Source organism: Neptuniibacter sp. QD72_48 (assembly GCF_047778065.1).
Taxonomy (GTDB): Bacteria; Pseudomonadota; Gammaproteobacteria; order Pseudomonadales; family Balneatricaceae; genus Neptuniibacter.
Genome location: NZ_CP180547.1, coordinates 1,962,582 through 1,987,177 on the forward strand (window position 1 = coordinate 1,962,582; position 24,596 = coordinate 1,987,177).

Below are 24,596 nucleotides of genomic sequence, written 5' to 3' on the forward strand. Positions count from 1 at the left end.
ATGACTGATCACAGCAATACCAAAGTGATCGTCGGCATGTCCGGCGGCGTAGATTCATCCGTTTCAGCATTACTGTTAATGCAACAAGGCTATCAAGTCGAAGGCCTGTTCATGAAAAACTGGGACGAGGATGATGGCACTGAATACTGTACCGCCAAAGAAGATCTAGCTGATGCCCAAGCAGTTTGTGACAAGCTTGGCATTCATCTACACACAGCAAACTTTGCTGCCGAGTACTGGGATAATGTATTTGAGCATTTCCTAGAGGAATACAAAGCAGGCCGTACACCTAACCCTGATATTTTGTGTAACCGTGAAATCAAGTTTAAAGCATTCCTTGAGTATGCAATCGAACTTGGTGCTGATTACATCGCAACCGGCCATTATGTTCGCCGCGGTGATCGCGACGGCAAAACGCGTCTGTTAAAAGGGCTAGATAAAAATAAAGACCAGAGCTACTTCTTGCATCAAGTAGGTCAGGTTGAAATTGAAAAGACCCTCTTCCCTGTTGGCGAACTGGAAAAACCCGAAGTTCGTAAACTTGCTGAAGAGCATGACCTAATCACTCACAACAAGAAAGACAGTACCGGCATCTGCTTTATTGGTGAGCGCAGATTTAGCGACTTCCTTAAACAGTACTTACCGGCCCAGCCTGGCAAAATAGAAACACCTAAAGGTGATGTGATTGGTAAACACTCTGGCTTGATGTATTACACCATTGGTCAGCGCCAAGGGCTGCAGATCGGCGGTCTTAAAGATTACCCAGAAGAGCCATGGTTTGTAGCAGGTAAAGATCTGGATCGTAATGTTTTGATCGCCGTTCAAGGCAAACAAAATGATCTGCTATTTACCGATTGGCTTACAGCAGACGAAATTTTCTGGATCAATGGTGAAGAGCCTGCATTGCCATATAGCTGCACGGCCAAAGTACGTTACCGCCAGACTGATCAAGAATGTACGATCGAACGTCACGGTGACAGTGGTTACCTAATCCGCTTTGCAGAAGCTCAACGTGCCATCACACCCGGACAATCCGTGGTTATCTACGCAGAAGATATCTGCTTGGGTGGTGGTGTTATCGAACATACAGGCAAAGACGACTAGGAGGCCCCAATGTCACGACAGCATGACGAACAAGCGCTGGGCCTAGCTGGTTTATTTCAAGCAGCTGCTCTCGTTGAACAAATTGCAACGAGAGGCATGGTTGCTCAAGACAGCTTAGAAACATCGGTCTATAGCATTATGCAGTTAAACCCTGCATCGACAGAAGAGATCTATGGCGGCGCTCAAGACCTACCTTTCAATCTACACTTAGGCCTGCAAAACCTAAGAGATCTGATTGATAAGCCGCGAGCAGAACACAACAAAGATGTGATTCGCTACGCACTAAGCATGATGCACCTTGAGCGCAAGCTTAGCAGCGATCCAGAAATGCTAAACAAAGTAGCGCAACGTTTAGCTCAGGTATCTGAGCAAGCTCGCTACTTTAATTCTGATCAGCCAGACAGTGAGCCAACTGCGAGCAGTTACTGCCATCCAAATGTAATCGCAAATATTGCAAGCCTTTACCAAGATACGATCAGTAGCTTTAGCTTCCGAATTCAAGTAACAGGCGATCCCCGCCATCTGCAAAATAGTGAAAACGCAGCGAAGATACGCGCATTACTATTGGCTGGCATTCGTAGCGCAATGCTTTGGCGTCAGAAAGGCGGTAAACGCTGGCAGTTATTGTTCTTCAAATCTCGCCTACGCCCTTCCCTTAAAAAGATTATGGGAACCTCATAAGAGGTGACGATATTTAGATAAAAAAAACCGGATAGCTCGTTAAAGCATCCGGTTTTTTTTATTTACCTATCTATTTTATGTATCGATTACAAAGTTACGCGTGACGAACCGATAACTCATTTGCGTCGTGACTACGAAGCATAGCTTCAATATCACTCTCAGCAGCGTCAGCTATCAATACTTTGACCATATTGCAGCTTTTATCTATAAATACTTGCTCTCTTGGCACTCCATTAGCCATCAGGTCATCAAATACCAGTTTGGTTTGATCGCTGGACCCAAAGGAGCCGGTAACAGACATAGTCATATAACTACCCTCCTCAATTTCAGCTAAATTCAGCTATATTATGTAGCGACAATTTAAGCTTAGAACTTGGGCCGCCCTTTATCCATATACCCCTACGAAAAGTCACTCGACTCAGGTATAATGCGCGCCTTCTTTTTAACCTAAAAGGTAGAGATCGATTCATGGAGCTTTCTGCACTGACAGCCGTTTCTCCGGTTGATGGCCGCTATGGCAGCAAAACAGCTGACCTGCGTGATGTTTTTAGTGAATATGGCCTGATTCGCTTCCGCGTTGAAGTTGAAGTTCGTTGGTTACAAAAACTAGCTGCGCATCCACAAATCACTGAAGTTCCAGCGTTAAGCTCTGAAGCTGATGCTCTGCTGAACTCGATCGTTGACAACTTCGGTCCTGAAGACGCTCAGGCTGTTAAAACGATCGAACGTACTACTAACCACGATGTAAAAGCGGTTGAGTACTTCATTAAAGACAAATTCAAAGATAACGCTGAGCTAATGGCGATCAATGAATTTGTTCACTTTGCCTGCACATCTGAAGACATTAACAACCTTTCTCACGCACTTATGCTGAAAAACGGTCTTGATGTTGTAGTTCCACAGATGCAGCAAGTAACTGACGAAATCGCTAAGATGGGTCGTGAATTTGCTGAGCAACCAATGCTTTCACGTACTCACGGTCAGACTGCCTCTCCAACAACTGTTGGTAAAGAGATGGCTAACGTTGCTTACCGTATGCAGCGTCAGATAAAACAGCTTCAGAATGTTGAGCTTCTAGGTAAGATCAACGGTGCGGTTGGTAACTACAACGCTCACCTATCTGCTTACGCTGACATCGACTGGGAACAGAACGCTAAAGACTTCGTTGAGAGCCTTGGCCTATCTTTTAACCCATACACAACTCAGATCGAGCCACACGACTACATTGCTGAGCTTTTCGATGCAGTTGCTCGTTTCAACACGATCCTAATCGACTTCGATCGTGACGTATGGGGTTACATCTCTCAGGCATACTTCAAGCAGAAAACGATTGCTGGTGAAGTTGGCTCCTCTACTATGCCGCATAAAGTTAACCCAATTGACTTCGAAAACTCCGAAGGTAACTTGGGCATTGCGAACGCAATCATGAGCCACCTAGCGCAGAAACTACCGATTTCTCGCTGGCAGCGCGACCTAACTGACTCTACTGTTCTACGTAACATGGGCGTTGGTTTCGGTTACAGCTTGATCGCTTATCAGTCTAGCCTGAAAGGTATCAGCAAGCTTGAGCTTAACCCAGCTCAGCTAAACGAAGATCTAGAAAATGCTTGGGAAGTTCTAGCAGAACCTATCCAAACAGTAATGCGTCGTTACGCTATCGAAGAGCCTTACGAGAAGCTAAAAGCGCTGACTCGTGGCCAGGACATGAGCAAAGAAACAATCCTAGCGTTTGTTGATACTTTGGACATGCCAGAAGAAGCTAAGCAGTCACTTAAAGAACTGACTCCTCATAGCTACATCGGTAACGCTGTTGATCAAGCTAAAAAGATCTAAGCTGATCTAATTAATCAGTTTTATGAAACGGGGCTATAGCCCCGTTTTTTATATAAGGCACAGATTAACCCCATGGAACACTTCACACGACCAGACGGCACTGAGATCCATTACATATCTCTCGGTGAAGGTGAAACCACCTTAGTTTTTCTTCACGGCTGGACGGCGAGTGTTCGGGAATGGCTCCCCTTCGCTTCTGAGCTAGCAGAAAACCACCGTGTGGTAAGCTGGGACGCTCGCGGGCATGGTGCTCACTTTTATCACAAAGAAAGGGATATTAGCTTACCTGCGATGGCTGACGACCTCGAAGCTATGCTCGAGCACCTTAAGATAGAAGATGCTGTCCTCATTGGACACTCTATGGGCGCACTGACTTCTTGGGAGTACTTACGTCGACATGGTGATAAGCGCCTCCGCGGGCTTTGCATTGTCGACCAATCACCAAAGCTAATTACCGATGATGAATGGCAACACGGCGTATACAGTGATTTCTCGCAAGCATCCAACAGCGCCTTCATTCACCGCCTGACCGAAAATTTCGCTGAGGCAGTACTTGAGCTGATTGCCTTTGGTAAAAATCAACGTTCCAGAGAAAATTACGAGCAAAACTCTCGTGGCTTCCAGCAGATGCGTAAATATCTGCAGAAGCAACCTGGCGATCTGCTAACCCGCTGCTGGGATAGCATTACCCAGCAAGATTACCGTGACGTTGTATCTAACATTAAACTACCTACCCTGCTGATCTACGGCGATGAAAGCCAGTTCTATAGCGCTGAGCTACAACAGTGGGTTAATAAAAGTATCGAGGGTTCAGAATTGCATATTTATGAGCAATCGGACCACTCTCCGCATTTATGGCATAAAGAGCGATTCATTTATGATCTGAATCGTTTTATAGATTCATTGTGAGAACCATTAAAAATGTTATCTAACGTTCGAGTTGTACTGATCAATACATTCCACCCCGGCAATATCGGCGCAGCTGCACGCGCTATGAAAAACATGGGGCTAAGCAAACTCTATCTGGTTGAACCAGAAGATTACCCAAGCGCAGAAGCTGATTCTCGCGCTGCTGGCGCAAAAGATCTATTAGATAGCGCCATCGTTGTTAACACACTTGAAGAAGCGATTGGCGATTGCCAGCTAGTGATTGGCACCAGTGCGCGTACTAAACGTACCTTCGACCGCCCCCTTCTGGATGCACGCAAAGGCGCGGAACGTGTAGTGGCTGAAGCTAAATCAGGTGAAGTGGCTATCGTATTTGGTCGTGAAACTATGGGCCTTCATAACCATGAATTAGCGCAATGTAACTACCATGTTTACATCCCTGCTAACCCAGAGTATCCAGTGCTCAACGTATCTCAAGCAATCCAGCTTCTTTGCTACGAGATATTTATGGCAGCGGAAAACAAAAGCTATGACGATATTGAAAGCGAATACCCTCGCCATAAAGAGATGGCTCTATTCTACGAGCACTTAGAGAAAGTGCTACGTTTGACCGATTTCATCATCCCTCAGCATGAGGGTAAAGTACTGGAAAAATTACACCGTTACTTCAACCGCTCACGTCCTGAAAAAACTGAGCTGAATATGCTTCGTGGCATCCTGACTTCAATTGAAGAAACGGTCGAAAAACTAAAAAAATAACTACAAAGATATATCTTACGACAAGGCCAAAAGATGGAAGAGAATTTACAAGCACTACTAAAACAGGCTGACGAGCTTCGCGACAACATCGAAAAGATGCACCAAGAGTCCAAAACAGTTGGTTATAACGCTGCTGGCATCCGCGAATGCGCTACAACTCTGCAGAAAGGCATCAAGAAAGTGGGCAACAACAAGCTTGCTGCTCTAGCCAATCGTGACAAGCGTAAAGTTTACGCTGAAATGGAAGAAGCAATCGAACAGCTTATGGAGTTAATTGACTAGTGAAATCTCCGTTTGGTGACATCAGCATTGAAACATTTTTAGCTGAATACTGGCAGAAGAAGCCTTTACTGATTCGTAACGCTTTCTCTAATTTTGAGCCCCCTGTTACGGCTGACGAGTTAGCCGGCATGGCACTAGAGGAAGACGTAGAATCGCGTCTAATAATACAGTCACCGGACGGTAAAGATTGGTCTTTAAAGCATGGTCCTCTGCAGGAAGAAACGTTCGCTGAACTTCCCGACTCGCACTGGACCCTGCTCGTGCAATCGGTCGATCACTGGATCCCTGAAGCAAACGAGCTACTCGAGCACTTCCGCTTTGTACCAAATTGGCGACTAGATGATCTTATGATCAGCTATGCAGCTGACGGCGGTGGCGTAGGTCCACATTACGATAATTATGATGTCTTTCTTATCCAAGCTTCAGGGACTCGACGCTGGGAAGTGGGCGGCATCTATGGTGAAGATTCACCACGTCGCCCAGACGTTCCAGTAATGATTCTGCCTGAATGGGAACCAGAGCATGTATGGGATCTTCAGCCTGGTGATATGCTTTATGTACCACCTCGGGTTGGTCATAACGGCTTTGCTATTGGCGATGATTGTATGACCTACTCTGTGGGCTTCAGAGCACCTTCTCATCAAGAGATGATGTCTGGCTTTACCGATTATCTGTCTGATATTACTAAAGCAGAAGACCGCTATAGTGATTCAGATCTTGCTCTACAAGCAAACCCCGGCGAAATCACCGATCAAGCATTAGAGCGTGTCAAGTCGGCGCTGAAAGAATACATCGACAGCCCTGAACTGCTGACTCACTGGTTTGGTCAGTTTATGACTGAACCAAAGAATCCAGAGCACGGCGCTGATCAAGTCTGTGAAATGGACGAGGAAGAGATCGCCGAGTTATTACTAGCAGGTATACCGCTTTGCCGTAGTGAGGGATCACGCTTTGCTTTTAACCGACTAGACGATCATTTTATTTTGTTCGTTGATGGCAAAGGCTGCGCATGCTCTGAAGGACAAGTAACTCTAGCGGAAAGCCTTTGTGCCAATCTTTATCACGAACAGATAGAACCCACTGAAGAAAATCTACAACTATTGAAGGCACTGCTTCTTCAAGGTTCCATCTATTTTCTAGACGAAGAATAGGTAAGCAAATCTATAGCTCTTTAAAACCGTTTAAAGAGCTATATCTTTCCCTATCGCTAATCACAACAAGCGATTACACTTACCCAATCCGCAAATTACGCTTAGCCGACCAAGGCATTGTTATGACCGACCAAGATCAAGCTACTGTCGAAAAAACACTAGAATCTAGACCCACGCTTGAATCTGAGATCAATTCAGCCCGAATTAACGCCTTAGAACTAAAGCTAGAAACACTATCACTAATTACAGAATCTCTATGGAATATTGTTCAAGAAAGCAATATTGAGTGTAGCGCAGACTTAAAAGATAAGATGGCAAATGTAATAGACCATCGAGCAAAGCGGGATTCTATCAAAGTCACTTGCAAAGTTTGTAACAGCGAGCAAAAAGCTAGCGCCCCTTACTGCAATCATTGCGGGAATAAGCTCGATTATTCTGGTGAAATCTCACCTTTTGATTACTAAGCTCAGTTTCGATGGTAAACCTATTTAGCTCTCCAATCATCCAAACCGTAATTACCCATCACCTGCGAAATACCATTTCCCCGCTTTAGGATGGCCATTTTATCATCGAAGACTTCCATCATTTTCTTAATATCATCTTGCATATTAATTTGCGGTGAAAATGCCATATAAATTTTGGCCTCTTGTACACAACCTGCACTTTTAAACTTATCCCACTTACCCGCGTTTTTTAACGTATAAACAGTGCTGTTGTAGGTAAACAAGAAAGCATGAATCCGATTAAGTAGCACTTTTTTAGCTTGCTGGACTATGTGTCGTTCATTATATGGAAGGTATTGAAACTGCTCAGGATGAAGTAACGCGTAATCATTTAATTCTTCAATAGATGTGTCTGTAGATAAACCAAACTGTCTGTTCTTCAGGCTATGGATGTTCTCGTACTGCCACTGCTTTTCTCTATCAGTAAAAAAGCACATGCGCTGTGTACCCACTTCATTAATCGGGTAAAGAAGATCTGGGGCCTCAGGCTTAGCTGGAGATAGAACAGCATGAACTCGCCCCTGTTGAGTCATAGATAAAGCTCGGCTCCAAGGATAAATACGAATATCTAATTCATACTGCGTATCACTGTAGATCTGATTAACCAAGTCGATAATGTAGCCGGGGTCGTCAGCTTCAGGGCAGATCTGCGGGCACCAATCAATGGCTGCGATATTGATAACCTGCTTCTCTGCGAAACTGGTATTAGGTAACAGAAGACAAGAAATAAGAAAAAGATAGGAACGCATGCATATACCCAAACTCTTCAAGGGCGAACCCTAATGAGCTTAAGTATAGCAAGCAGATCTAAAAGATTAGCGAAAGGAAAGTTAGGTATTAGCGACCAAAATACTGATCAATAATATCTGGAAGCTCATCAAAAGCTTCCATTTCGAAACTATCGATCTGTTGATCGAAGTGACTTAAGTAACGCTTAGCATGATCACGGCTTAACGCCCTACCAAGTATGGCATAATCAATTTCAGGGAGTGTTTTATCATGACGCGGCTCAACCTGCCATGTGATATAAGCTGGCGCGGATCTTTGTAATTTTAAACCTGCTTGAATGCAAAATTTATCAACATGACTCAACCCTTCAGGACCTAAACACCCAGGTTCGATACGGAAGATTACTGTCAGTTTTTTACTATCTTCGAACGCCATTTCTCTTCTCTATTCAATCAGTTATAAGCACTACCTTGTTTATGAGTCTACTATAATTCATCAAACAAGCGTTTGCCTACTTTAGTACTTAACATAGTATGATCTGTGTCACACGACTATGACTAATTAGATTGAATTGCTTTATAATTGCCGCTTTTTGCAAGTCTCTTGAGGGGCAATATGAAATTTTCATCGCTAGACCTATCACCTGAGTTACAACAAGCTCTGGATGAATGCGGCTATACAGACATGACCCCAATTCAAGAGCAAGCAATTGTGCCCGGCCGCCGCGGCAAAGATCTGCTTGCCAATGCCCAAACAGGTACAGGTAAAACAGCAGCCTTTTCCATCCCAATTCTGCAGAAAATTTCCGATAATCCGCGCGACTTAGCAGAGCGTCAGATTCGCTCAATTATCCTGACGCCTACCCGCGAACTAGCACAACAGCTTGCAGAAACGATTGGCCGCTATAATAAACACCTGAATCTTCGTGTTTTAGCCGTTTATGGTGGCGTTAACCTAGACACCCAGAAGAAGAAATTACGTCACGGTGCAGACGTACTGATTGCCACACCAGGCCGCTTAATCGAACACCTTAGCGGCAGCAATGTCGATCTAAGCAAAACTGAATTTGCTGTACTCGATGAAGCCGACCGCATGCTAGACATGGGCTTTGTTACGGATGTACTGACTATCCTAGAAGCAACACCGTCTTCAAAGCAAACCCTGCTCTTCTCTGCCACTCTATCTGATGCTGTTCATAAACTGTCCAGAAAAATTCAGAAGAAGCCTGAGCAAATCAAAGCAGCGAGACAGAACTCAATTGCAGACACAGTCGATCATGTTGTCTACCCGGTAGAAGAGAAGCGTAAAGCAGATCTTTTTGCGGAGCTTATACAGGAAGAAAACTGGTTCCAAGTATTAGTATTCACCAGCACCAAGGCACAAGCTAACGAGCTGATGCTTGACCTTAAAGTTGACGGTATTGAAGCTGTTATTTGCCATGGAGATAAGAGCCAAGGCGCTCGCCGCCGAGCTGTTGCAGACTTTAAAGCGGGTAAAATCCAAGTACTGGTTGCAACCGAAGTTGCCGCTCGCGGCTTAGATATTCAAGGATTAGAGCACGTTGTAAATTATAATCTTCCTTATCTAGCTGAAGACTATGTTCATCGCGTAGGACGCACGGGTCGTGCAGGGACACAAGGCAAGGCTATATCTTTTGTAAGCCGAGAGGAAGAAAGCGCATTAGACAGTATTGAGCGCCTTATTGGCACACCAATTAAACGCATATTCCGCAAAGGCTACGAGGTGGGCAGTCGTGAAGGTCTGAGAAAGCGCATTCACAAGAAAGGCCCTAAGAAGAAGCACAATAAAGCAACGCGCACCCAAGTTATTGGCCGCAAGTCTTCTGCAAAGAAAAAGCGCTAGCCAAATATGCTAAATCCAATAAAAAAGGAGCTTATATAAGCTCCTTTTTTATGCAAACAACTTAGAAACTCGGCATATTCATATCGAAATCACGCTTTAAAGAGCGCTGTTCCATATAATTATCAGAGCCCTGCTTTTTGCGTTTTCCTTTCGCTACCTTCCTACGCTGATGATCCGCATATTGACCATCCATATAGTCTTCTTCCATTTCATCCTGCTCTAATGGCAAATTAGCCAATCGAAGTTTGCTACTCATCTATCAGTCCTAATTCATTACTAACAACCCGTTACGGGCTTGATTAAGTTAGTTAATGAAACCTTATTTTTGTGACTAAACAATGAAAGCGATATGACAAATTAAGGTACAAAAAAAGGGCCTTAAGCAGCCCTTTTTTAAAAATCGAATTATTCTTTAGATAAGATCTGAGAATGGATGAATAATGACCTTTTGCCCTGCATCGATACCTGCAAACTCATCAGAGATCTCGATTAAACAATTGGCAGAAACCATAGAGGTTAAAATGCCAGAGCCTTGACTGCCTATAGACCTAACAACCAATTCGCCATTGTCATTAATTGAATAAACACCACGACTGTAATCAGTCCTTCCCGGCCTAGATCGAAGCGAAGTCTCAGCAATTGCCACCATACGTCGTGGCTGCCAATTTATCTCCCCCGCCATTTTACGCAGCGCAGGCTGAACAAACTGAGTAAACGTTACCATCACCGCAACAGGATTACCCGGTAGTCCGAAAAACGGAGTATTGCCCAACTTGCCAAAGGCTAGCGGACGACCAGGGCGCATCGCTATTCGCCAAAAATTGATTTCACCTACAGCAGCCAACGCATCTTTAATAAAATCAGCCTGCCCCATAGAGACTCCACCAGAAGAGATCACCATATCAGCTTCATCGGATGCCCTACGTAAGGCCTCTTCCATTACCTGCTGCGAATCTTCGATGATGCCATAATCAATCACCTCGCAACCTAAACGCTTCAAAAGCCCACTAAGAGAAAAGCGATTTGTATCGTAAATGCAGTTTTCGGGTAGCGGTTGACCTTGTGCTGTAACTTCATCACCCGTAGAAAAGATGGCGACCTTTAAAGATCGATAAACCGTTACTTCGGTATGACCCAGCGAAGCAATTAAACCCAACTCTTGAGGACGTAAAAGACAACCCGCCTTAAGAGCCGTTTCCCCTTCAGCGATGTCTTCACCCGCCTCGCGGACATTTTGTCCTTTTTTAACCGGCCCCACGAAAGTTAATTGCTCACCCTCTCGCGCACATGCTTCTTTTATAATGACGCTGTCAGCCCCTTGAGGAACAGGCGCACCCGTCATGATTTCTACTGCCTGATTAAAACCAACCTCACCAGAGAAAGCCTCACCCGCAAACACACGACCAATGACATCTAAGGATTCACCAGATACACAATCAGCTGCAACAGCATAACCGTCCATTGCTGAGTTTCGTTGTTGAGGAACATTAATGCCAGAAACTAAATCCACCGCCAAAATGCGATTTATCGCCTCCGTGACAGCTACAGTTTCGGTGCTGCTTTGAACATCAATTTGATTGAGTATGGTCTGAATACTTTCAGCAACAGGTAACATACCACCCGGATTAGCAGCCGGATCAAAACAACTTAACACTTCGCTCATCAATCAATTACCTAGCTGATGTACTCTTTAATAAAACGCAGAATTTCGTCTGTGTCATTAATGTTAAACAAGGGTAGCTCTCGATGTAATTGTAATGGTTCATCCGAAGCCACCGCAATTATGTTTTCATCTTCAAGATACATGAGGCCTTTATTGATCTCTTTACGGTGCAATTCGATCTTTGGAAAAGACTCCTGCTTAAAGCCCTCTACCAAGACCAGATCTAAAAGAGAGTGATCCATACGACTTAACATATGGTTTAGAGATGGACGATCACCCTGATCCTGCTCAACCATTAACGCCCAACGCTTACCTGAGCTAATCAGCATCTGATCAGCACCTGCTTTTCTAAGCTCGTAACTATCTTTACCAGGATGATCAACATCGAATTTATGGTGAGCATGCTTGATGACACCAACCCGAATACCATCTTCTTTTAGAGCTGGAATCAGCTTTTTCAATAATGTAGTTTTGCCTGTACCACTCCAAGCTGCAAAGCCAAGTAGTTTTGGCATCTGTTGAAGATCATCGAGATCATCCCGACGGTTTACATTGGTGAAAGCTTCAGGAAAATCAGAGAAATCGACTTCCGTGTAGTTATGCTGAGCATACCAACGGTCGATCTTACGTTCGCCAGAAGCTAACGCTTTCTGGACACTTCCAAGTAGATCTCGATGAATAAGAGCAACAACCGGCTGCATTCGCTTGCCATCAGTTGCAACAGCGATTTCTGCCTTTTGTTCTCGCGCTTGAAGCAACATGCGACGCACTAGGACTGGAGGCAGAAACGGCCCATCACATGGCGCAAACAATACCCAATCAGTAGCAGCATGATGAAGACCGGTCGCAATACCCATAAGCGGCCCTTGGAAATCACCTTCAAGATCAGAAATAACCGGCAAACCCAATGTGCCATAAGCATCCATACTCCGATTTGCATTGATCATGCAACGAGCTACTTGAGGCTGAATAACGTCTAAAACATGCTTAATTAGTGGCTTACCATTTAGCTCCATCCAGCCTTTATCTACGCCCCCCATTCGGCGAGCCATACCACCAGCAAGAATGACGGCAGTTACTTGATCAGGATTATGCATATTGATTAGCCTCATTTAATTGAGCTGTTTCTTTTATAGAACCATTTTCTAACAATAAGTTGCGCTGACAAAGCGCTGTCACGCAATTACTTTGATGACTGGAGACCATTACAGCCGTACCGCCATCAACCATCTCTTTAACTAATTCAGCAACGGTTTCTACCGATTTCCGATCTAGATTAGCCGTTGGCTCGTCCAGAAACAGTAAACCTGGATTTAAAACCCACGCACGAGCAAGCGCCAAACGTTGCTTTTCACCGCCCGACAACGAATGCGCCTGTTGTTCAGCCAAAGACTCTAAGCGAGACCAAGCCAATCCTTTATCGACTAGCATTTTGATTTTTTGCCTAGATTCACCACGAAGACGTAAACCATAAGCAATGTTATCTTTCACTGTACCAGCAAAGATGTAAGGTGTTTGGTGGAGATAAACGACCTTAGGATGCAATTTAGTATTCAGAAAGCTACGTTTATTCGGCGTTACCGTAACCGTACCTTCACAAGGTTTATCTAAGCCTGCCAAGATTTTCATCAACGTTGTTTTACCGGCACCGTTATCACCACTCAGGTGAAAGCTTTCACCTTCTTTCAACGTCAATTTATCAATATTAAATAGCTCTCGTTGGTCAAAACGCTTTACCAGATTGCTAGCATTTAATTCGATACTCATTACATCCTCACAATCAAGCCGTTAAACGGCCTGACCTTTGCCTCGCACTGATGCCAAGGTGAAATTCAAAAAAAGAGCCAGCACCAACAAGACCAAACCAAGCGCCACGCCCTGTGCGAACATCCCTTTACTCGTTTCCAGCGCAATCGCTGTAGGTATGTTTCGCGTATAACCCATAATGTTGCCACCGACCATCATCGAACAGCCAACTTCTGAGATAATTCGACCAAAACCTGCTACCACGACAGCAAGCAAAGCGAATCTTGCTTCACGCATAATCGTGATAATTGAAAAAGTGTAACCTGCACCTAATGTTCGCGCAGTTTCCCAAGCCCTTCTATCAACGGCTTGAAAAGCAGAATGACTCATACAAACCAAAAGCGGAAATGCGAGCATAACCTGACCAATAATCATGGCAGGTTGGGTAAACAACAGATGAAGATCCCCAAATGGCCCACTACGGGACAACATAAGATATAGAGTCAGACCTACTACTACTGTTGGTACTGCCATTAGCGCATTAAAAAGAGCAATTACAATTGAACGCCCTTTAAAGTCACACATCGCCAATAAAAAACCGACTAAAATAGCGGGTATCGTTGCGATAGCGATCGCTGTAATTGAAACTCGAAAAGAAACACCAATGATATTCCAGAGATCTGCATCAAAACTAAACAATAACTGCAGAGCCAACATGGATGTTTCTAAAAGATTATCTTGCATTATTTATTACTACATCAGGAAAAAGAGCCTGTGAAAGCAATCAGTTAGCCTTCACAGGCGACATACTAAATAATAGTTTACTTAGTAGCTACTTCTGCTTGTGCAGAACCATGAAACAAAGCTTTACCTTTGATACGGAAATCATTGATCATCTTTTGACCTTCTGAAGATACGAACCAGTTAGAAAGCTGTTCAGCGCCTTTTACATTTAACCCACTGTGAAGTTTTGGGTTAACCTGAATGATCTGGTACGGGTTGAATAAACGCTTGTCACCCTGAACCAAAAGCTTCAGCTGTAGGCGGTCTTCATAAGCTAACCAAGTGCCGCGGTCAGTCATTGTATAACCATTAAGCTCATCAGCGATCTGAAGCACTTTACCCATGCCCTGACCTACTTCTTTATAGTTAGCAAACTCTTTTCCTTGAGAAGTTGCTGCCCATAGAGAAAGCTCTTTTTTGTGTGTTCCTGAGTCGTCACCACGAGAGATAAAATCTGCATTAACTTTTGCGATGGACGCTAAAGCATCTGCAACATTATTAGAATCTTTAATTTTTGCTGGATCAGCTGCTGGGCCAACGATTACAAAATCGTTATACATAACGCTTTTAGGGCTTACACCAAAACCGCCATCTACGAATTTCTGCTCGGCCTTAGGAGCGTGAGTCATAACCACATCAACATCACCTGCCACACCCATACGCAACGCCTTACCTGTGCCGACAGCAATTACTTGTACTTTAGCGTCATGCTGCTTTTCGAATACAGGTAACAACTTGTCTAACAAACCAGAATTATACGTACTCGTTGTCGTTGCAAGACGGATAATTTGTTCTTCAGCAACCGCTGTAACTGAAGTTGCCGCCAAAATAGTTGTGGAGAGGGCTGCCGCGATCCACTTTTTCATCTCTTCATTCCTTATTTAATAATTATGATTTATCCAATACACGCGCCACACACACCCTGTGCAGGCAGTTTTAGCGTGCCTGACACCCTAGAGAGCAATTTAAATGCCAATGATATAGATCAGCTTAATTTTTAGACTTTAAAACGTTATTTTTCGCACCAAAATAGGTCATTTTGATTAATAATTCAGCAACTTTTAGGCTAACTGAGAAAAAATGAAACAATAGTCTTATCACTCTTTTCAGGTTTATGAGTCATAATGACCACACAAAACATTGACTGGGTCAAATTGTCCAATAGAATTGGATCCCTTTCCCAGACATTACCGTCACGGTCATTTTTAGAGATTTGAGTTGAAATGAATTCACCTCTGCAAGGCACGCAAGCTCCCGCAGTATCAGTATTGGTTGTTGATGACGAAGTTGGCATGAGAAGCTTCCTACAAAAAGCTCTCGCAAAACGCTTCGCCTTAGTAGAAACCGCAGGTAGTGTTGAAGAAGCTGAAGAACTCAGAAAACGCTGCCACTTTGATCTCTTAATCGTTGATATTAAGCTGCCCGGCCGATCTGGTATGGAATGGCATGAAGCCTTCGAAGATACCAACCGAAGCAGTGATATCATATTCATGACCGCCTACGCTGATCTGGATACTGCTATACAGGCTCTCAGAGCTGGCGCTTCTGATTTTATACTCAAGCCATTCCGCCTTGAACAAATGATGAATGCTGTTGATCGCTGCCTCGACAAACGTGCTATGGAAAGAGCAAATTTCGTCTTACGTCGTGAAGTTGATAACGCTTTCCCTATGACCGATATGATCGGAACTGGACCAGCGATTAAACAAGTACTAGACGTCATCCACCGTGTAGCCAACACCCCTTCAGCAGTACTAATTGAAGGCGAAACAGGTACAGGTAAAGAACTAGCAGCACGCATGCTGCACCAGCTAAGCAATCGAAGCGGCCCATTCGTACCGGTTAACTGTGGCGCTATTGCGCCTGATCTTTTGGAAGCCGAGCTTTTTGGACACACCAAAGGCGCTTTCACTGGCGCAAACAAAGCTCGTGAAGGTCTATTTAATTTTGCTAGCGGCGGCACTCTCTTTCTTGACGAAGTTGGTGAAATCCCACTGCTTATGCAGGCTAAACTTTTGCGCGCTCTAGAACAAAAAGCCGTTAGACCTGTAGGGAGCGAGCAAGAAACAAGCGTTGATGTACGCATCATTGCTGCAACCAACCGCCAATTAAAAGAAGAAGTAGCAGAGAACCGCTTCCGCGAAGATCTGTATTACCGCTTGAACGTACTCAGCATCACCCTGCCACCGTTACGTGATCGCCGTGAAGACCTTCCAGATCTGATCCATCATTTTTCAGTAAAGCTGTCGCGTGAACTCGGCCTATCACCTATCCCGTTTACTCATGATGACCTTAAAGCCATGCAGGCTTACAACTGGTCAGGCAATATTCGAGAACTAAAAAACCTAATTGAACGCTGCATCTTATTAGGCAAGCTCCCCGCTGATTACTTCAAAGAGCAAGATAGCAGCGAACCTAAAGCTTGTGGCAGTTTTGCAGGCTGGTCATTAGATGAGGTTGAAAAGCACCATATACTGCTAACCCTAGAACAACATTCTGGCAACAAGTCCTCCACTGCCCGAGAGCTTGGCGTATCCAGAAAAACTCTAGATCGCAAATTGGCCGCTTGGGCTCAACAGGACGAAACGGTTGATGAGATCTCTGCATGAAATCCAGTTGGTATAATTTCAGCAGCACCTTAAGACACAAACTTCTATTACTCACTCTGCTACCATTGCTGTTAACTGCAATAGGCTTTGCCATTATGGCGGCCTATTGGACGACCAGCTATACCGACCGTCAACTTTATATGAAGGTTAGTGCCGACCTTTCTGTAGCCAGTGGCACCCTTAATTTTATGCAACAAGAGCATCAAAATATTTTGATGCAACTTGGTAATAGCTACGAATTCAGAACCAACCTTCAGCAAAATAACCGTCACGCCCTTCAAGGGCAGCTACACGCAATTCGCCAAAGTCGCTCCTTAGACTTCTTGCGATTCATTGATGCACAAGAGCTAAACGCCACCCAAGAACCCTCACTACAAAACCTCTCTAAACGCCTGTTATTAAAAGAAAATTTAACCGGGTTAGCAGTAATACATAAAGACGAACTTGATCAAATCAATATGGGATTAGGCGATAAAGGGCACATCAATTTAATAGACACCCCCCGCGCCATCCCAAGCAATAGAACCGTTGAAGACCGCTCTATGGTGCTTCGCGCACTCGTGCCAATCACAGATGATTTTGGACAGTTAATCGGCGTTTTAGATTCAGGCACCATTCTCAACAATACCACCGATGCCGTAGATACCATTCGAGATCTGGTTTACGGAGACGGCACCTTACCAGAAGGCGGAATTGGAACTGTTACCCTTTTTCTCGATGACGTTCGAATCAGCACCAATGTTCCCCAAGAAAGGGAATCATTCAAATCCTCTACCCCTCTGACGTTAAAGCAACGAGCAATCGGAACACGGGTATCAGCGGAAGTTAGGAAAGAAGTTTTACGCAAAGGTGACACATGGATAAATAGAGCCTTCGTAGTCAACGATTGGTACATCTCTGCTTATAAGCCACTACTTGATTTCAACAACAAGAAAATCGGGATGATCTATGCTGGTTTTACAGAGGCCCCCTTTACCAAGATTTATTACAAGACACTAATAGAATCCGCCTCTCTTATCGCCTTGATCATGCTGGTCTCTGCCGTCCTTGTTTTCAAAAAGACTCAACTTATTATCCGCCCACTTAATAAAATCCACAAAGTGGTAACGGATATTCGTAACGGCGAAACCGACCATCGTATCGGGCAACTTGAAGCAGCCGATGAATTAGTTGAGCTAGCCGAACAGTTTGATGTCATGCTTGATCTAATTGAAGAGCGCGAGAAACAGATCAGACAAGCCAATGATCAGCTAGAGATTACAGTTGAAAAAAGAACTCGCTCATTAAAAAACCGTACGGATGCGCTCAAGCAGCATATCAAGCTACTAAAAAGCACCCGAAAGCAGCTTCTTGATAAAGAAAAGCTGGCTGTATTGGGTGAGCTTACTGCAGGTATTGCTCACGAAATTAATAACCCAGCAGCGGTAATCCTTGGAAATATGGATCTATTGGTCGCAGAGCTCGGTGATGCCGTTAAACCCGCTCAGGATGAAGTAGACATGGTTATTGAGCAGGTATATCGAATAAGATCCCTAATTAACAACCTACTGCAGTACAGTCGACCCGGTCAGTACTTAGAGCAATACGAACATTTACAGTTAAACAGTATTAGCGACGATACTTTGCAGCTAGTTTCCCATGCGCTTGAGAAACAGCAAGTGGTCGTAGAGCGAAATTATCATGCAACCTGTCCTATTGAAGTTAACTGCCAGCAAGTACAGCAAGTTCTGGTTAACCTAATACTCAACGCCTCCCACGCACTAGAAGGCCCAGGTGTAGTAACTATTCAAACTGATGATTGGATTGAGGATGGAGAAGTTAAAGGCGCAACCATTAGTGTTATAGATCAGGGGAAAGGCATTTCCGAAGAACATCTAGAACGTATATTTGATCCATTCTTTACGACTAAAAAAAGTGGTACAGGACTTGGTTTATCTGTAAGTTACGGCATCATTCGCCGGCATGGTGGCGACATTACCGTCCGCTCTGAAGAAGAGCTTGGAACCATGTTCAAAGTCCATCTACTAAAAACCGCCAACCCCACGGGGGATGGCGGTGTCGAAGGCATTCTGGATGGCCTTGCAGCCGCAGAAAGAACCAATAGGCGCGCTATGAACGCTTAGCCTGGATCTGAACTCCAAATGAGGCGACCGCATCGACTTAAATCATAACCTTGAAGGCGCTGAGCTAAGGATAGACCCTCTGGACTCTGAAGGAATTCGAATAGGTTTTGCAGTAAGTTCCGGAAATAGACATTCCGCGGAACAACTAAGTCAAAGCTTTCATCGCACACTGGGATAAAGCCAAGCCCAAACTCTCTTGCCGCACTCAATGTACCTGGACCTATGTCAGCTTCACCCTTTGCAATTAAAGACGCTACTTCTCGTTCCGAGAAAGCTACACTTCCTACAGTCAGCTGATCCTGCGGGAAAGCATGACCAGCCAACCATTCATTCAAAAATCGCTGCGAACCGGCTCCTTCTTGACGAGTCACCCAGCGAGTACTGTAATCCAGTGCCTCATTTGGGTCTTGTAAGCGTTCGAGGTCCATCGGTCGCATAATCAAACCTTGGCTGCGGTTAAACAAATGAACCAAAATCCAATGCTTAGATTGCGAGAACTGTTGTAACAGCGCAGGATGTCGGACATCGCTTTCTTCGGCGCGCCCCCAATGAATCGCACAGGCATCAGCATGCCCCTGGGCAAGAAGCTCTAATCCAAGCTTTGTACCCGTTACCGTATAACTAAATAACGCTTTAGTTCTGAGATGTTGCGTCAATCTATTAGCTGCTGCCTGCAATAAAGGATCATCACTACCAGATAGCAGCAATCGATCAGCCATCATGCCACTATGGCAGCTCTCCAATAACCAGCGATCTACCAGTGACTTGGGGAACAACCATTTACCAGTCAGTTTAGTTGCAGGAATCTCACCCTCAGCAGCCATTGCATACACTTTTTTCTCGTTCAGGTGCAAATAATCAGCCAGCTGCTTAACATTCATAAACGCTTGAGACATATCACTCATCTTATGCCTCCGTTCTTGCTTGCTTAACAGAATTTTGCTTAGGCGGTAACTGCACATCTCTGATCAATGATGCATTACCACTAAACTGTAGAAAATGCTTACCTTTGGCTCGAGCCAACATCGTGATACCCAGCTCTCTGGCCAACTCTAAACCCATCTGGGTTACACCTGAGCGAGACAGCAATACAGGAATCCCCATCTGCGCAACTTTAATAACCATCTCAGATGTTAAGCGACCCGTTGTGTAGAAAATCTTATTATCGGTATCTATTCCTTGAAGCCACATACGCCCAGCAAGTGTATCGACTGCATTGTGACGACCAACATCTTCAATAAAAGAAACCACTTGGTCACCTTCGCAGATAGCACAACCATGTACTGCACCCGCGTTCTTATAGGTATCGTTATGCTTATTAAGGTTATCTAACAGCGCATAAACAGTACTTTGCTTAATCGTTACTTCAGGTAATCTAACCTCCTCAAGCTTTTCCATTACGCTGCCAAACATCGTGCCTTGACCACAACCACTAGTCACTGTGCGCTGCTGAAGCTTTTCCTCCAAGCCTTCAGGTTCGCCATGGGTTACAACAGCGGCTGCTTCAACATCCCAATCTACCTGTATTGCTTTAAGATCAGATAGAGAATGTATAAAGCCCTGATTTCGAAGATAACCAAGGACTAACGCTTCAGGATCACCACCCAAAGTCATTAAGGTAACAATCTCTCTTTTATTTAGATAAATCGTTAATGGGCGTTCACAGGCAATTTGAACCTGTCGAACACGTCCTTGTTCGTCGATCGCCTCTACTTCGTGAGTAAGCTGCGCAGATGCATTACTTATTATGATTTCTGACACGTTTTGCATATTCCAACTCTATTAATACAGCGTCACGCCATCTTCTTCGTAACTTTCTCTCCTTAGTAGCAATTTACGTTCCTACCTTGCGATAACCTTATATTTTCTACCAATTAATACATTTAACTCTGCTTCCAGTAAGTACTAGGTCATTATTAGTGGGTCATTTTGTCCCAACTCTTTATAAACATGGGAATAATTGTCATAGCATTTGCGCATTAAGCACCTCTAAGCCCACCTATTCACGCTCAACAGCTATTAAATAAAGAGATGGCCCGTAGTTTGCAGAACTACAAAGGAGAATTCCCCACGACGGAAGACAAAAAATGTCTGCAACAAAAACAACAGATAACTGGCCACTTCAAGTTTCTCTTTCAGTTGAAAGCATTGAAGTTAACGGCTGGGATACAGAACGCTGGCAGATAGATGCCATTGAGCCTCATCAAGACGATAAGCCTGACTTCTTCCACCTTGATTTAGATCTTCACAAAGATGAACGAACAGCCTATCGCTTTAACTTAGACTCTCAGCAACCACACCTCTTTGTCTTATGCAATGAAGACGAGATGGACAACGCATTAACGCCAATCCACATAACAGCTAGCCAAGACGACGCTGCTTCTTTTATGGATGGCGAACATAAGATGTTAGAAGTTGCGATGCCGCAGGCCGTTCAATGCTGGATAGACACCTACCTAGGCATACACGGTGAACTAATCGATTGCGGTAAAAAGAAGAAAAAAGGCAAGGGACGTAGCAGTGAGCGATAACCAATCATTTTTTTCTCGCTGGTCACAACGTAAAGCTGAGCAGCAAGCTGAGCCAATAGAAGAATCTCAAACAGAAGCCTCTCTTTCAGATGAAACTGTTGATACCGAAGAGTTACCACCTCTAACCGATGAAGATATGCCAGATATTGAATCACTGGATAACGACTCCAATTTCGAGCAGTTTTTTTCACCTGGTGTATCAGAAGAACTTCGTAATCTCGCCCTAAGAAAACTATTCAGATTACCTGAGTTCAACATTCGTGATGGCCTTAACGATTACGATGAAGATTTCAGCAAAATGCCTGCACTTACCCAAGAAGTTGTTTCTAAACTTCGAAGTTGGGCCGATGAAAAAATCGAGGAAGCCGAAGAAGGATTTAAAGAAGGCGTTAGCGGCGAGACCGAAGAAGATCAAGAGAGTATCAGCGATACGACCAAGGTCGAAAGCCACGACTTTAGTGATCTAGACGATTCTGATGACTTAGGCGATGCCGATCTTGAATGCTAATTTTTTCAGCAACTTAGGACAAAGAGTCGGAATGACTCAACTCTTTTTGACTCATAGAGACACTTTGTCCCACCCCGACCTAAGAAAAACAAAAACGACAGACCTAAATGCGCTTTAGGGGAATTTTTACAGCCAAAAACTGGTTCTCCGATTGCTTTATATAAACAACAAATTGTGACGAAAAACCTAAACGTTTGAGTCGCCCCTGAAATAGAGACTAAAGCATCGACAGAATGCACCCTATTTCAGTCAGTGAGGTAGAGAATGACGACAGAGCAGAGTGTAAACGCCAAAGCACGTGATTTGGCGATAAAACAAGTATCTTTTCCGCAGAACCTAGCGCCTGCGACAGTAACTTACAGCACCTACGGTCACTTATTGATTACGGGTGCCGAGGACACTATTCGTTTAGCTGCAGCACAACTGTCCGGCATGGCAAGCATCACTCTTCTTGCTACCGACCCAATTAGCAATACTGATACTGATCACCTACAACGCGCAATTGACGCATCGCCTGAGCTTAAAGTTCACACTGCGAAACTTAACCAGATCAAAGGTTTCCTAGGTCAGTTTCAAGTTACTATCGATCATCAGGGTAATAACGAAAATTTCGCAAAGATTGCTCAGAATAAAAACTGCTTTGATCTGATTTTAAATTTAGGCCAAGAGTCTCTATTCACCACAGATCTAACGCCTGCAGGCTACTTCCACGTTTCACCTGAAAGCAGCACATTTTCTGAAGTCATCGAAGAGCTACCGAACTACATTGGTGAATTTGAAAAGCCTCGTTACTTCCAAATTAATAACGACATCTGCGCACACAGTAATCGCGGTCAAACGGGCTGTACTCGCTGTTTGGATGTTTGCCCTGCGGATGCGATTACCTCTTTTAAAGATTTAATCGAGATCAATCCTCATATGTGCCATGGTGCTGGGGGTTGTGCTACAGCCTGCCCTACAGGAGCGATCTCTTACGCATTACCTCAACCGGTGATGCTGCATAATTATTTGCACCGATTGATTTCTACTTATCAGAATAACGGCGGCACAGCACCAACGATTCTAATCCATGATCATGAAGTTGGAGCTGAGATCATTGCCAACCAACCAGAACTTCTTTCTGACAATGTTCTACCTGTTTCACTAGAAGAAGTGGCAGCAGCAGGACAGGAAAGCTGGTTAGTTAGTTTAGCCTCTGGTGCACAGCAAGTATTACTGCTAGATACACCTAATGTCCCTGATATGGTTCGCGATCTGCTTAAACGTGAATTAAAAACAACCCACGCTATGCTTGAAGGGTTAGGCTACTCTACTGAGCAGATTAAACTAATCACACAAGATGATCTGCCTAACGCCCAATCTGCTTCGTCTTACCGCAACATCCCGACTATTGCAGTCGTGGCTGAGACAAATAAGCGTGAAGCATTGTTCGTTGCTCTAGAGCATTTAACTGAGCATGGCGAAACTGCAAACCAAGATTATATTGCCTTGCCGGCGGGCGCTCCTTTCGGTCAGGTCAACGTAAACAGCTCAAGCTGTACTTTGTGCCTGTCTTGCGTTGCCGTCTGTCCCACCCAATCTCTGACTGATGGCGGAGAAATGCCGGCCCTTAATTTCCGTGAACAAAGCTGCGTGCAATGCGGCATGTGCGAAAGCGCATGTCCTGAAAATGCAATTGAGCTTGTTACACAGCTAAATCTGAAAGCTGAACGCGCAATCCCTGTTCAGATCCATACAGACGAAGCATTTGAATGCATCTCTTGCGGTAAGCCATTTGCGCCTAAACGCACTGTTGACAAGATGATCGAGAAATTGAGCTCACATCGATTCTTCCAAGGCGATGCCATTCAACGATTAAAGATGTGTGAAGACTGTCGTGTAAATGACATCTACACCGATCTGACCGCTAACCCTGAAAAGCAACTAGAACTGTAAGGAGCAGGATATGACTAATATGATCAATGCAGCCCCTGCTCTACAAGAAACAGATGAGCTTCGCGCAGACATTTACGCACTACTAGCAACAATGCTACGCAAACAGCCTGAAGCTGACCTACTTGCTTGGTTAAAAGAGCTTGAATCAGATCAAGATGAAGACACACCAATGGCTCGTGCATGGAGCACTCTTGCTCTTGCTGCGAAGCACTCTGAGCCATCTCAATTAGAAGATGAATACACCCAACTTTTTATCGGTGTAGGACGTGGTGAGTTAATGCCATTTGCGTGCTGGTACTTAACCGGCTCCCTAATGGAAAAGCCACTTGCCTTCCTACGTGAAGATCTCGAAATTCTTGGTTTTGAACGCCAAGAAAACGTGAAAGAACCAGAAGACCACATTGCGGCGCTATGTGAAGTGATGAGCATGCTGATCCGCACAGGTCGTGGTTATGAAGTACAACACCAGTTTTGGCAGAAACATATCCAAACCTGGGCAGAAAAGTTTTTTACAGATTTGCAGAGCGCAAAAACTGCCGTTTTTTATACTGCGGTTGGCTTGTTAGGTCATGCGTTTATGCAACAGGAAGATAACTGGTACCTGCAGTTATCACCTGCCGCACGTGAGGGCGGAAAACAATAAAAACAGGGCAAAGACAGACAAAATCTGTCGACGTTGATGCGGAGAAACAAAATGAGCCAGCAAGAAAAGCCTAACACAGGCCGCCGCGGCTTCTTGAAGAAACTTGGATTAGCGGGTACTGCCGCTGGTGCAGTTGCCGTAGCGGGCACTGCGCAAGCAAAAGTTACTACTGCTGAATCAGGTGAGAAACAGGAAGGTTCCGGTTACAAAGAAACTGAGCACGTTCGTAACTTTTACGAAACTTGTCGTAACTGATAGCCGC

At 44.5% G+C, this 24,596-nt stretch carries 27 protein-coding genes; 16 read left to right on the forward strand and 11 right to left on the reverse strand.

Annotation, left to right across the window (positions count from 1 at the left end):
• Positions 1–1,104, forward strand: a complete 1,104-nt coding sequence (mnmA, locus tag ACMXYX_RS08730) for a tRNA 2-thiouridine(34) synthase MnmA (RefSeq protein ID WP_415905929.1) — start codon at positions 1–3, stop codon at positions 1,102–1,104.
• A gap of 9 nt (positions 1,105–1,113) precedes the next feature.
• Complete coding sequence (gene hflD, locus ACMXYX_RS08735; RefSeq protein ID WP_415896271.1) at positions 1,114–1,785, forward strand: high frequency lysogenization protein HflD; 672 nt, start codon at positions 1,114–1,116, stop codon at positions 1,783–1,785.
• 94 nt (positions 1,786–1,879) lie between these two features.
• Here the strand turns inward: hflD and ACMXYX_RS08740 are convergent, their stop codons facing one another.
• On the reverse strand, positions 1,880–2,092 hold the full coding sequence (locus ACMXYX_RS08740) for a hypothetical protein (RefSeq protein WP_415881312.1): 213 nt from the start codon (positions 2,090–2,092) through the stop codon (positions 1,880–1,882).
• A gap of 161 nt (positions 2,093–2,253) precedes the next feature.
• Between ACMXYX_RS08740 and purB the strand changes: the two genes are divergently transcribed.
• The 6 genes from purB to ACMXYX_RS08770 all read left to right on the forward strand — a co-directional run bounded on the left by purB (position 2,254) and on the right by ACMXYX_RS08770 (position 7,162).
• A complete protein-coding gene (gene purB, locus ACMXYX_RS08745) occupies positions 2,254–3,618 on the forward strand; it encodes an adenylosuccinate lyase (protein WP_415881313.1) in 1,365 nt (454 codons plus the stop codon).
• A 72-nt stretch (positions 3,619–3,690) separates the two neighbouring features.
• Positions 3,691–4,527, forward strand: coding sequence for an alpha/beta fold hydrolase (locus ACMXYX_RS08750; protein ID WP_415905930.1), 837 nt, complete (start codon positions 3,691–3,693; stop codon positions 4,525–4,527).
• A gap of 12 nt (positions 4,528–4,539) precedes the next feature.
• A complete protein-coding gene (locus tag ACMXYX_RS08755) occupies positions 4,540–5,265 on the forward strand; it encodes an RNA methyltransferase (protein WP_415881315.1) in 726 nt (241 codons plus the stop codon).
• Positions 5,266–5,298: 33 nt separating this feature from the next.
• Positions 5,299–5,547: a hypothetical protein gene (locus ACMXYX_RS08760; RefSeq protein WP_415881316.1), complete on the forward strand. Its 249-nt coding sequence runs from the start codon at positions 5,299–5,301 to the stop codon at positions 5,545–5,547.
• Positions 5,547–6,698, forward strand: a complete 1,152-nt coding sequence (locus ACMXYX_RS08765) for a JmjC domain-containing protein (protein WP_415896273.1) — start codon at positions 5,547–5,549, stop codon at positions 6,696–6,698. Before ACMXYX_RS08760 ends, ACMXYX_RS08765 begins: the two co-directional genes overlap by 1 nt.
• A gap of 122 nt (positions 6,699–6,820) precedes the next feature.
• Positions 6,821–7,162, forward strand: coding sequence for a hypothetical protein (locus ACMXYX_RS08770; RefSeq protein ID WP_415905931.1), 342 nt, complete (start codon positions 6,821–6,823; stop codon positions 7,160–7,162).
• A gap of 20 nt (positions 7,163–7,182) precedes the next feature.
• Here the strand turns inward: ACMXYX_RS08770 and ACMXYX_RS08775 are convergent, their stop codons facing one another.
• Together ACMXYX_RS08775 and ACMXYX_RS08780 are read right to left on the reverse strand one after the other, a co-directional pair.
• Positions 7,183–7,950 (reverse strand): hypothetical protein, encoded by a 768-nt coding sequence (locus ACMXYX_RS08775; protein ID WP_415881319.1) that lies wholly within the window; start codon positions 7,948–7,950, stop codon positions 7,183–7,185.
• Positions 7,951–8,038: 88 nt separating this feature from the next.
• Positions 8,039–8,365 (reverse strand): hypothetical protein, encoded by a 327-nt coding sequence (locus ACMXYX_RS08780; RefSeq protein WP_415881320.1) that lies wholly within the window; start codon positions 8,363–8,365, stop codon positions 8,039–8,041.
• Positions 8,366–8,545: 180 nt separating this feature from the next.
• Here ACMXYX_RS08780 and ACMXYX_RS08785 point away from each other — a divergent pair, with 180 nt between their 5' ends.
• On the forward strand, positions 8,546–9,793 hold the full coding sequence (locus ACMXYX_RS08785; protein ID WP_415881321.1) for a DEAD/DEAH box helicase: 1,248 nt from the start codon (positions 8,546–8,548) through the stop codon (positions 9,791–9,793).
• Positions 9,794–9,854: 61 nt separating this feature from the next.
• Here the strand turns inward: ACMXYX_RS08785 and ACMXYX_RS08790 are convergent, their stop codons facing one another.
• The 6 genes from ACMXYX_RS08790 to ACMXYX_RS08815 form a co-directional block, all read right to left on the reverse strand.
• Positions 9,855–10,049, reverse strand: coding sequence for a hypothetical protein (locus tag ACMXYX_RS08790; RefSeq protein ID WP_415881322.1), 195 nt, complete (start codon positions 10,047–10,049; stop codon positions 9,855–9,857).
• A gap of 156 nt (positions 10,050–10,205) precedes the next feature.
• Entirely contained in the window at positions 10,206–11,456 is a 1,251-nt protein-coding gene (locus ACMXYX_RS08795; RefSeq protein WP_415896276.1) for a bifunctional molybdopterin-guanine dinucleotide biosynthesis adaptor protein MobB/molybdopterin molybdotransferase MoeA, read from the reverse strand.
• An 11-nt stretch (positions 11,457–11,467) separates the two neighbouring features.
• Positions 11,468–12,553 carry a molybdenum cofactor guanylyltransferase MobA gene (mobA, locus tag ACMXYX_RS08800; RefSeq protein ID WP_415881324.1) on the reverse strand — a complete coding sequence of 362 codons (1,086 nt, stop codon included), beginning with the start codon at positions 12,551–12,553 and terminating at the stop codon, positions 11,468–11,470.
• Positions 12,546–13,223 (reverse strand): energy-coupling factor ABC transporter ATP-binding protein, encoded by a 678-nt coding sequence (locus ACMXYX_RS08805; protein ID WP_415896277.1) that lies wholly within the window; start codon positions 13,221–13,223, stop codon positions 12,546–12,548. Before ACMXYX_RS08805 ends, mobA begins: the two co-directional genes overlap by 8 nt.
• Before the next feature lie 21 nt (positions 13,224–13,244).
• Entirely contained in the window at positions 13,245–13,946 is a 702-nt protein-coding gene (locus ACMXYX_RS08810) for an ABC transporter permease (protein WP_415896278.1), read from the reverse strand.
• A 77-nt stretch (positions 13,947–14,023) separates the two neighbouring features.
• On the reverse strand, positions 14,024–14,851 hold the full coding sequence (locus ACMXYX_RS08815) for a substrate-binding domain-containing protein (protein ID WP_415881328.1): 828 nt from the start codon (positions 14,849–14,851) through the stop codon (positions 14,024–14,026).
• Positions 14,852–15,208: 357 nt separating this feature from the next.
• On the opposite strand from ACMXYX_RS08815, the gene ACMXYX_RS08820 reads away from it, so the two are divergent.
• Both ACMXYX_RS08820 and ACMXYX_RS08825 read left to right on the forward strand, forming a co-directional pair.
• Positions 15,209–16,594 carry a sigma-54-dependent transcriptional regulator gene (locus ACMXYX_RS08820; RefSeq protein WP_415896279.1) on the forward strand — a complete coding sequence of 462 codons (1,386 nt, stop codon included), beginning with the start codon at positions 15,209–15,211 and terminating at the stop codon, positions 16,592–16,594.
• Positions 16,591–18,717 carry a cache domain-containing protein gene (locus tag ACMXYX_RS08825; RefSeq protein ID WP_415905932.1) on the forward strand — a complete coding sequence of 709 codons (2,127 nt, stop codon included), beginning with the start codon at positions 16,591–16,593 and terminating at the stop codon, positions 18,715–18,717. The genes ACMXYX_RS08820 and ACMXYX_RS08825 overlap by 4 nt, the downstream gene beginning before the upstream one ends.
• On the opposite strand, the gene ACMXYX_RS08830 is transcribed toward ACMXYX_RS08825, so the two are convergent.
• Entirely contained in the window at positions 18,714–19,622 is a 909-nt protein-coding gene (locus ACMXYX_RS08830; RefSeq protein ID WP_415881331.1) for a substrate-binding domain-containing protein, read from the reverse strand. The two genes, ACMXYX_RS08825 and ACMXYX_RS08830, sit on opposite strands and share 4 nt — an antisense overlap.
• 1 nt (position 19,623) lies before the next feature.
• Complete coding sequence (gene fdhD / locus ACMXYX_RS08835) at positions 19,624–20,478, reverse strand: formate dehydrogenase accessory sulfurtransferase FdhD (RefSeq protein ID WP_415894317.1); 855 nt, start codon at positions 20,476–20,478, stop codon at positions 19,624–19,626.
• Between the two features lie 326 nt (positions 20,479–20,804).
• Between fdhD and ACMXYX_RS08840 the strand changes: the two genes are divergently transcribed.
• The 5 genes from ACMXYX_RS08840 (at position 20,805) to ACMXYX_RS08860 (ending at position 24,589) form a co-directional block, all read left to right on the forward strand.
• A complete protein-coding gene (locus ACMXYX_RS08840; protein ID WP_415881333.1) occupies positions 20,805–21,248 on the forward strand; it encodes a DUF3305 domain-containing protein in 444 nt (147 codons plus the stop codon).
• Entirely contained in the window at positions 21,238–21,756 is a 519-nt protein-coding gene (locus ACMXYX_RS08845) for a DUF3306 domain-containing protein (protein WP_415881334.1), read from the forward strand. Before ACMXYX_RS08840 ends, ACMXYX_RS08845 begins: the two co-directional genes overlap by 11 nt.
• Before the next feature lie 264 nt (positions 21,757–22,020).
• Positions 22,021–23,691: a 4Fe-4S binding protein gene (locus ACMXYX_RS08850; protein WP_415896281.1), complete on the forward strand. Its 1,671-nt coding sequence runs from the start codon at positions 22,021–22,023 to the stop codon at positions 23,689–23,691.
• Between the two features lie 10 nt (positions 23,692–23,701).
• Complete coding sequence (locus ACMXYX_RS08855) at positions 23,702–24,334, forward strand: TorD/DmsD family molecular chaperone (protein WP_415881336.1); 633 nt, start codon at positions 23,702–23,704, stop codon at positions 24,332–24,334.
• Between the two features lie 51 nt (positions 24,335–24,385).
• A complete protein-coding gene (locus ACMXYX_RS08860; RefSeq protein ID WP_415881337.1) occupies positions 24,386–24,589 on the forward strand; it encodes a hypothetical protein in 204 nt (67 codons plus the stop codon).
• Positions 24,590–24,596 lie beyond the last annotated feature (7 nt).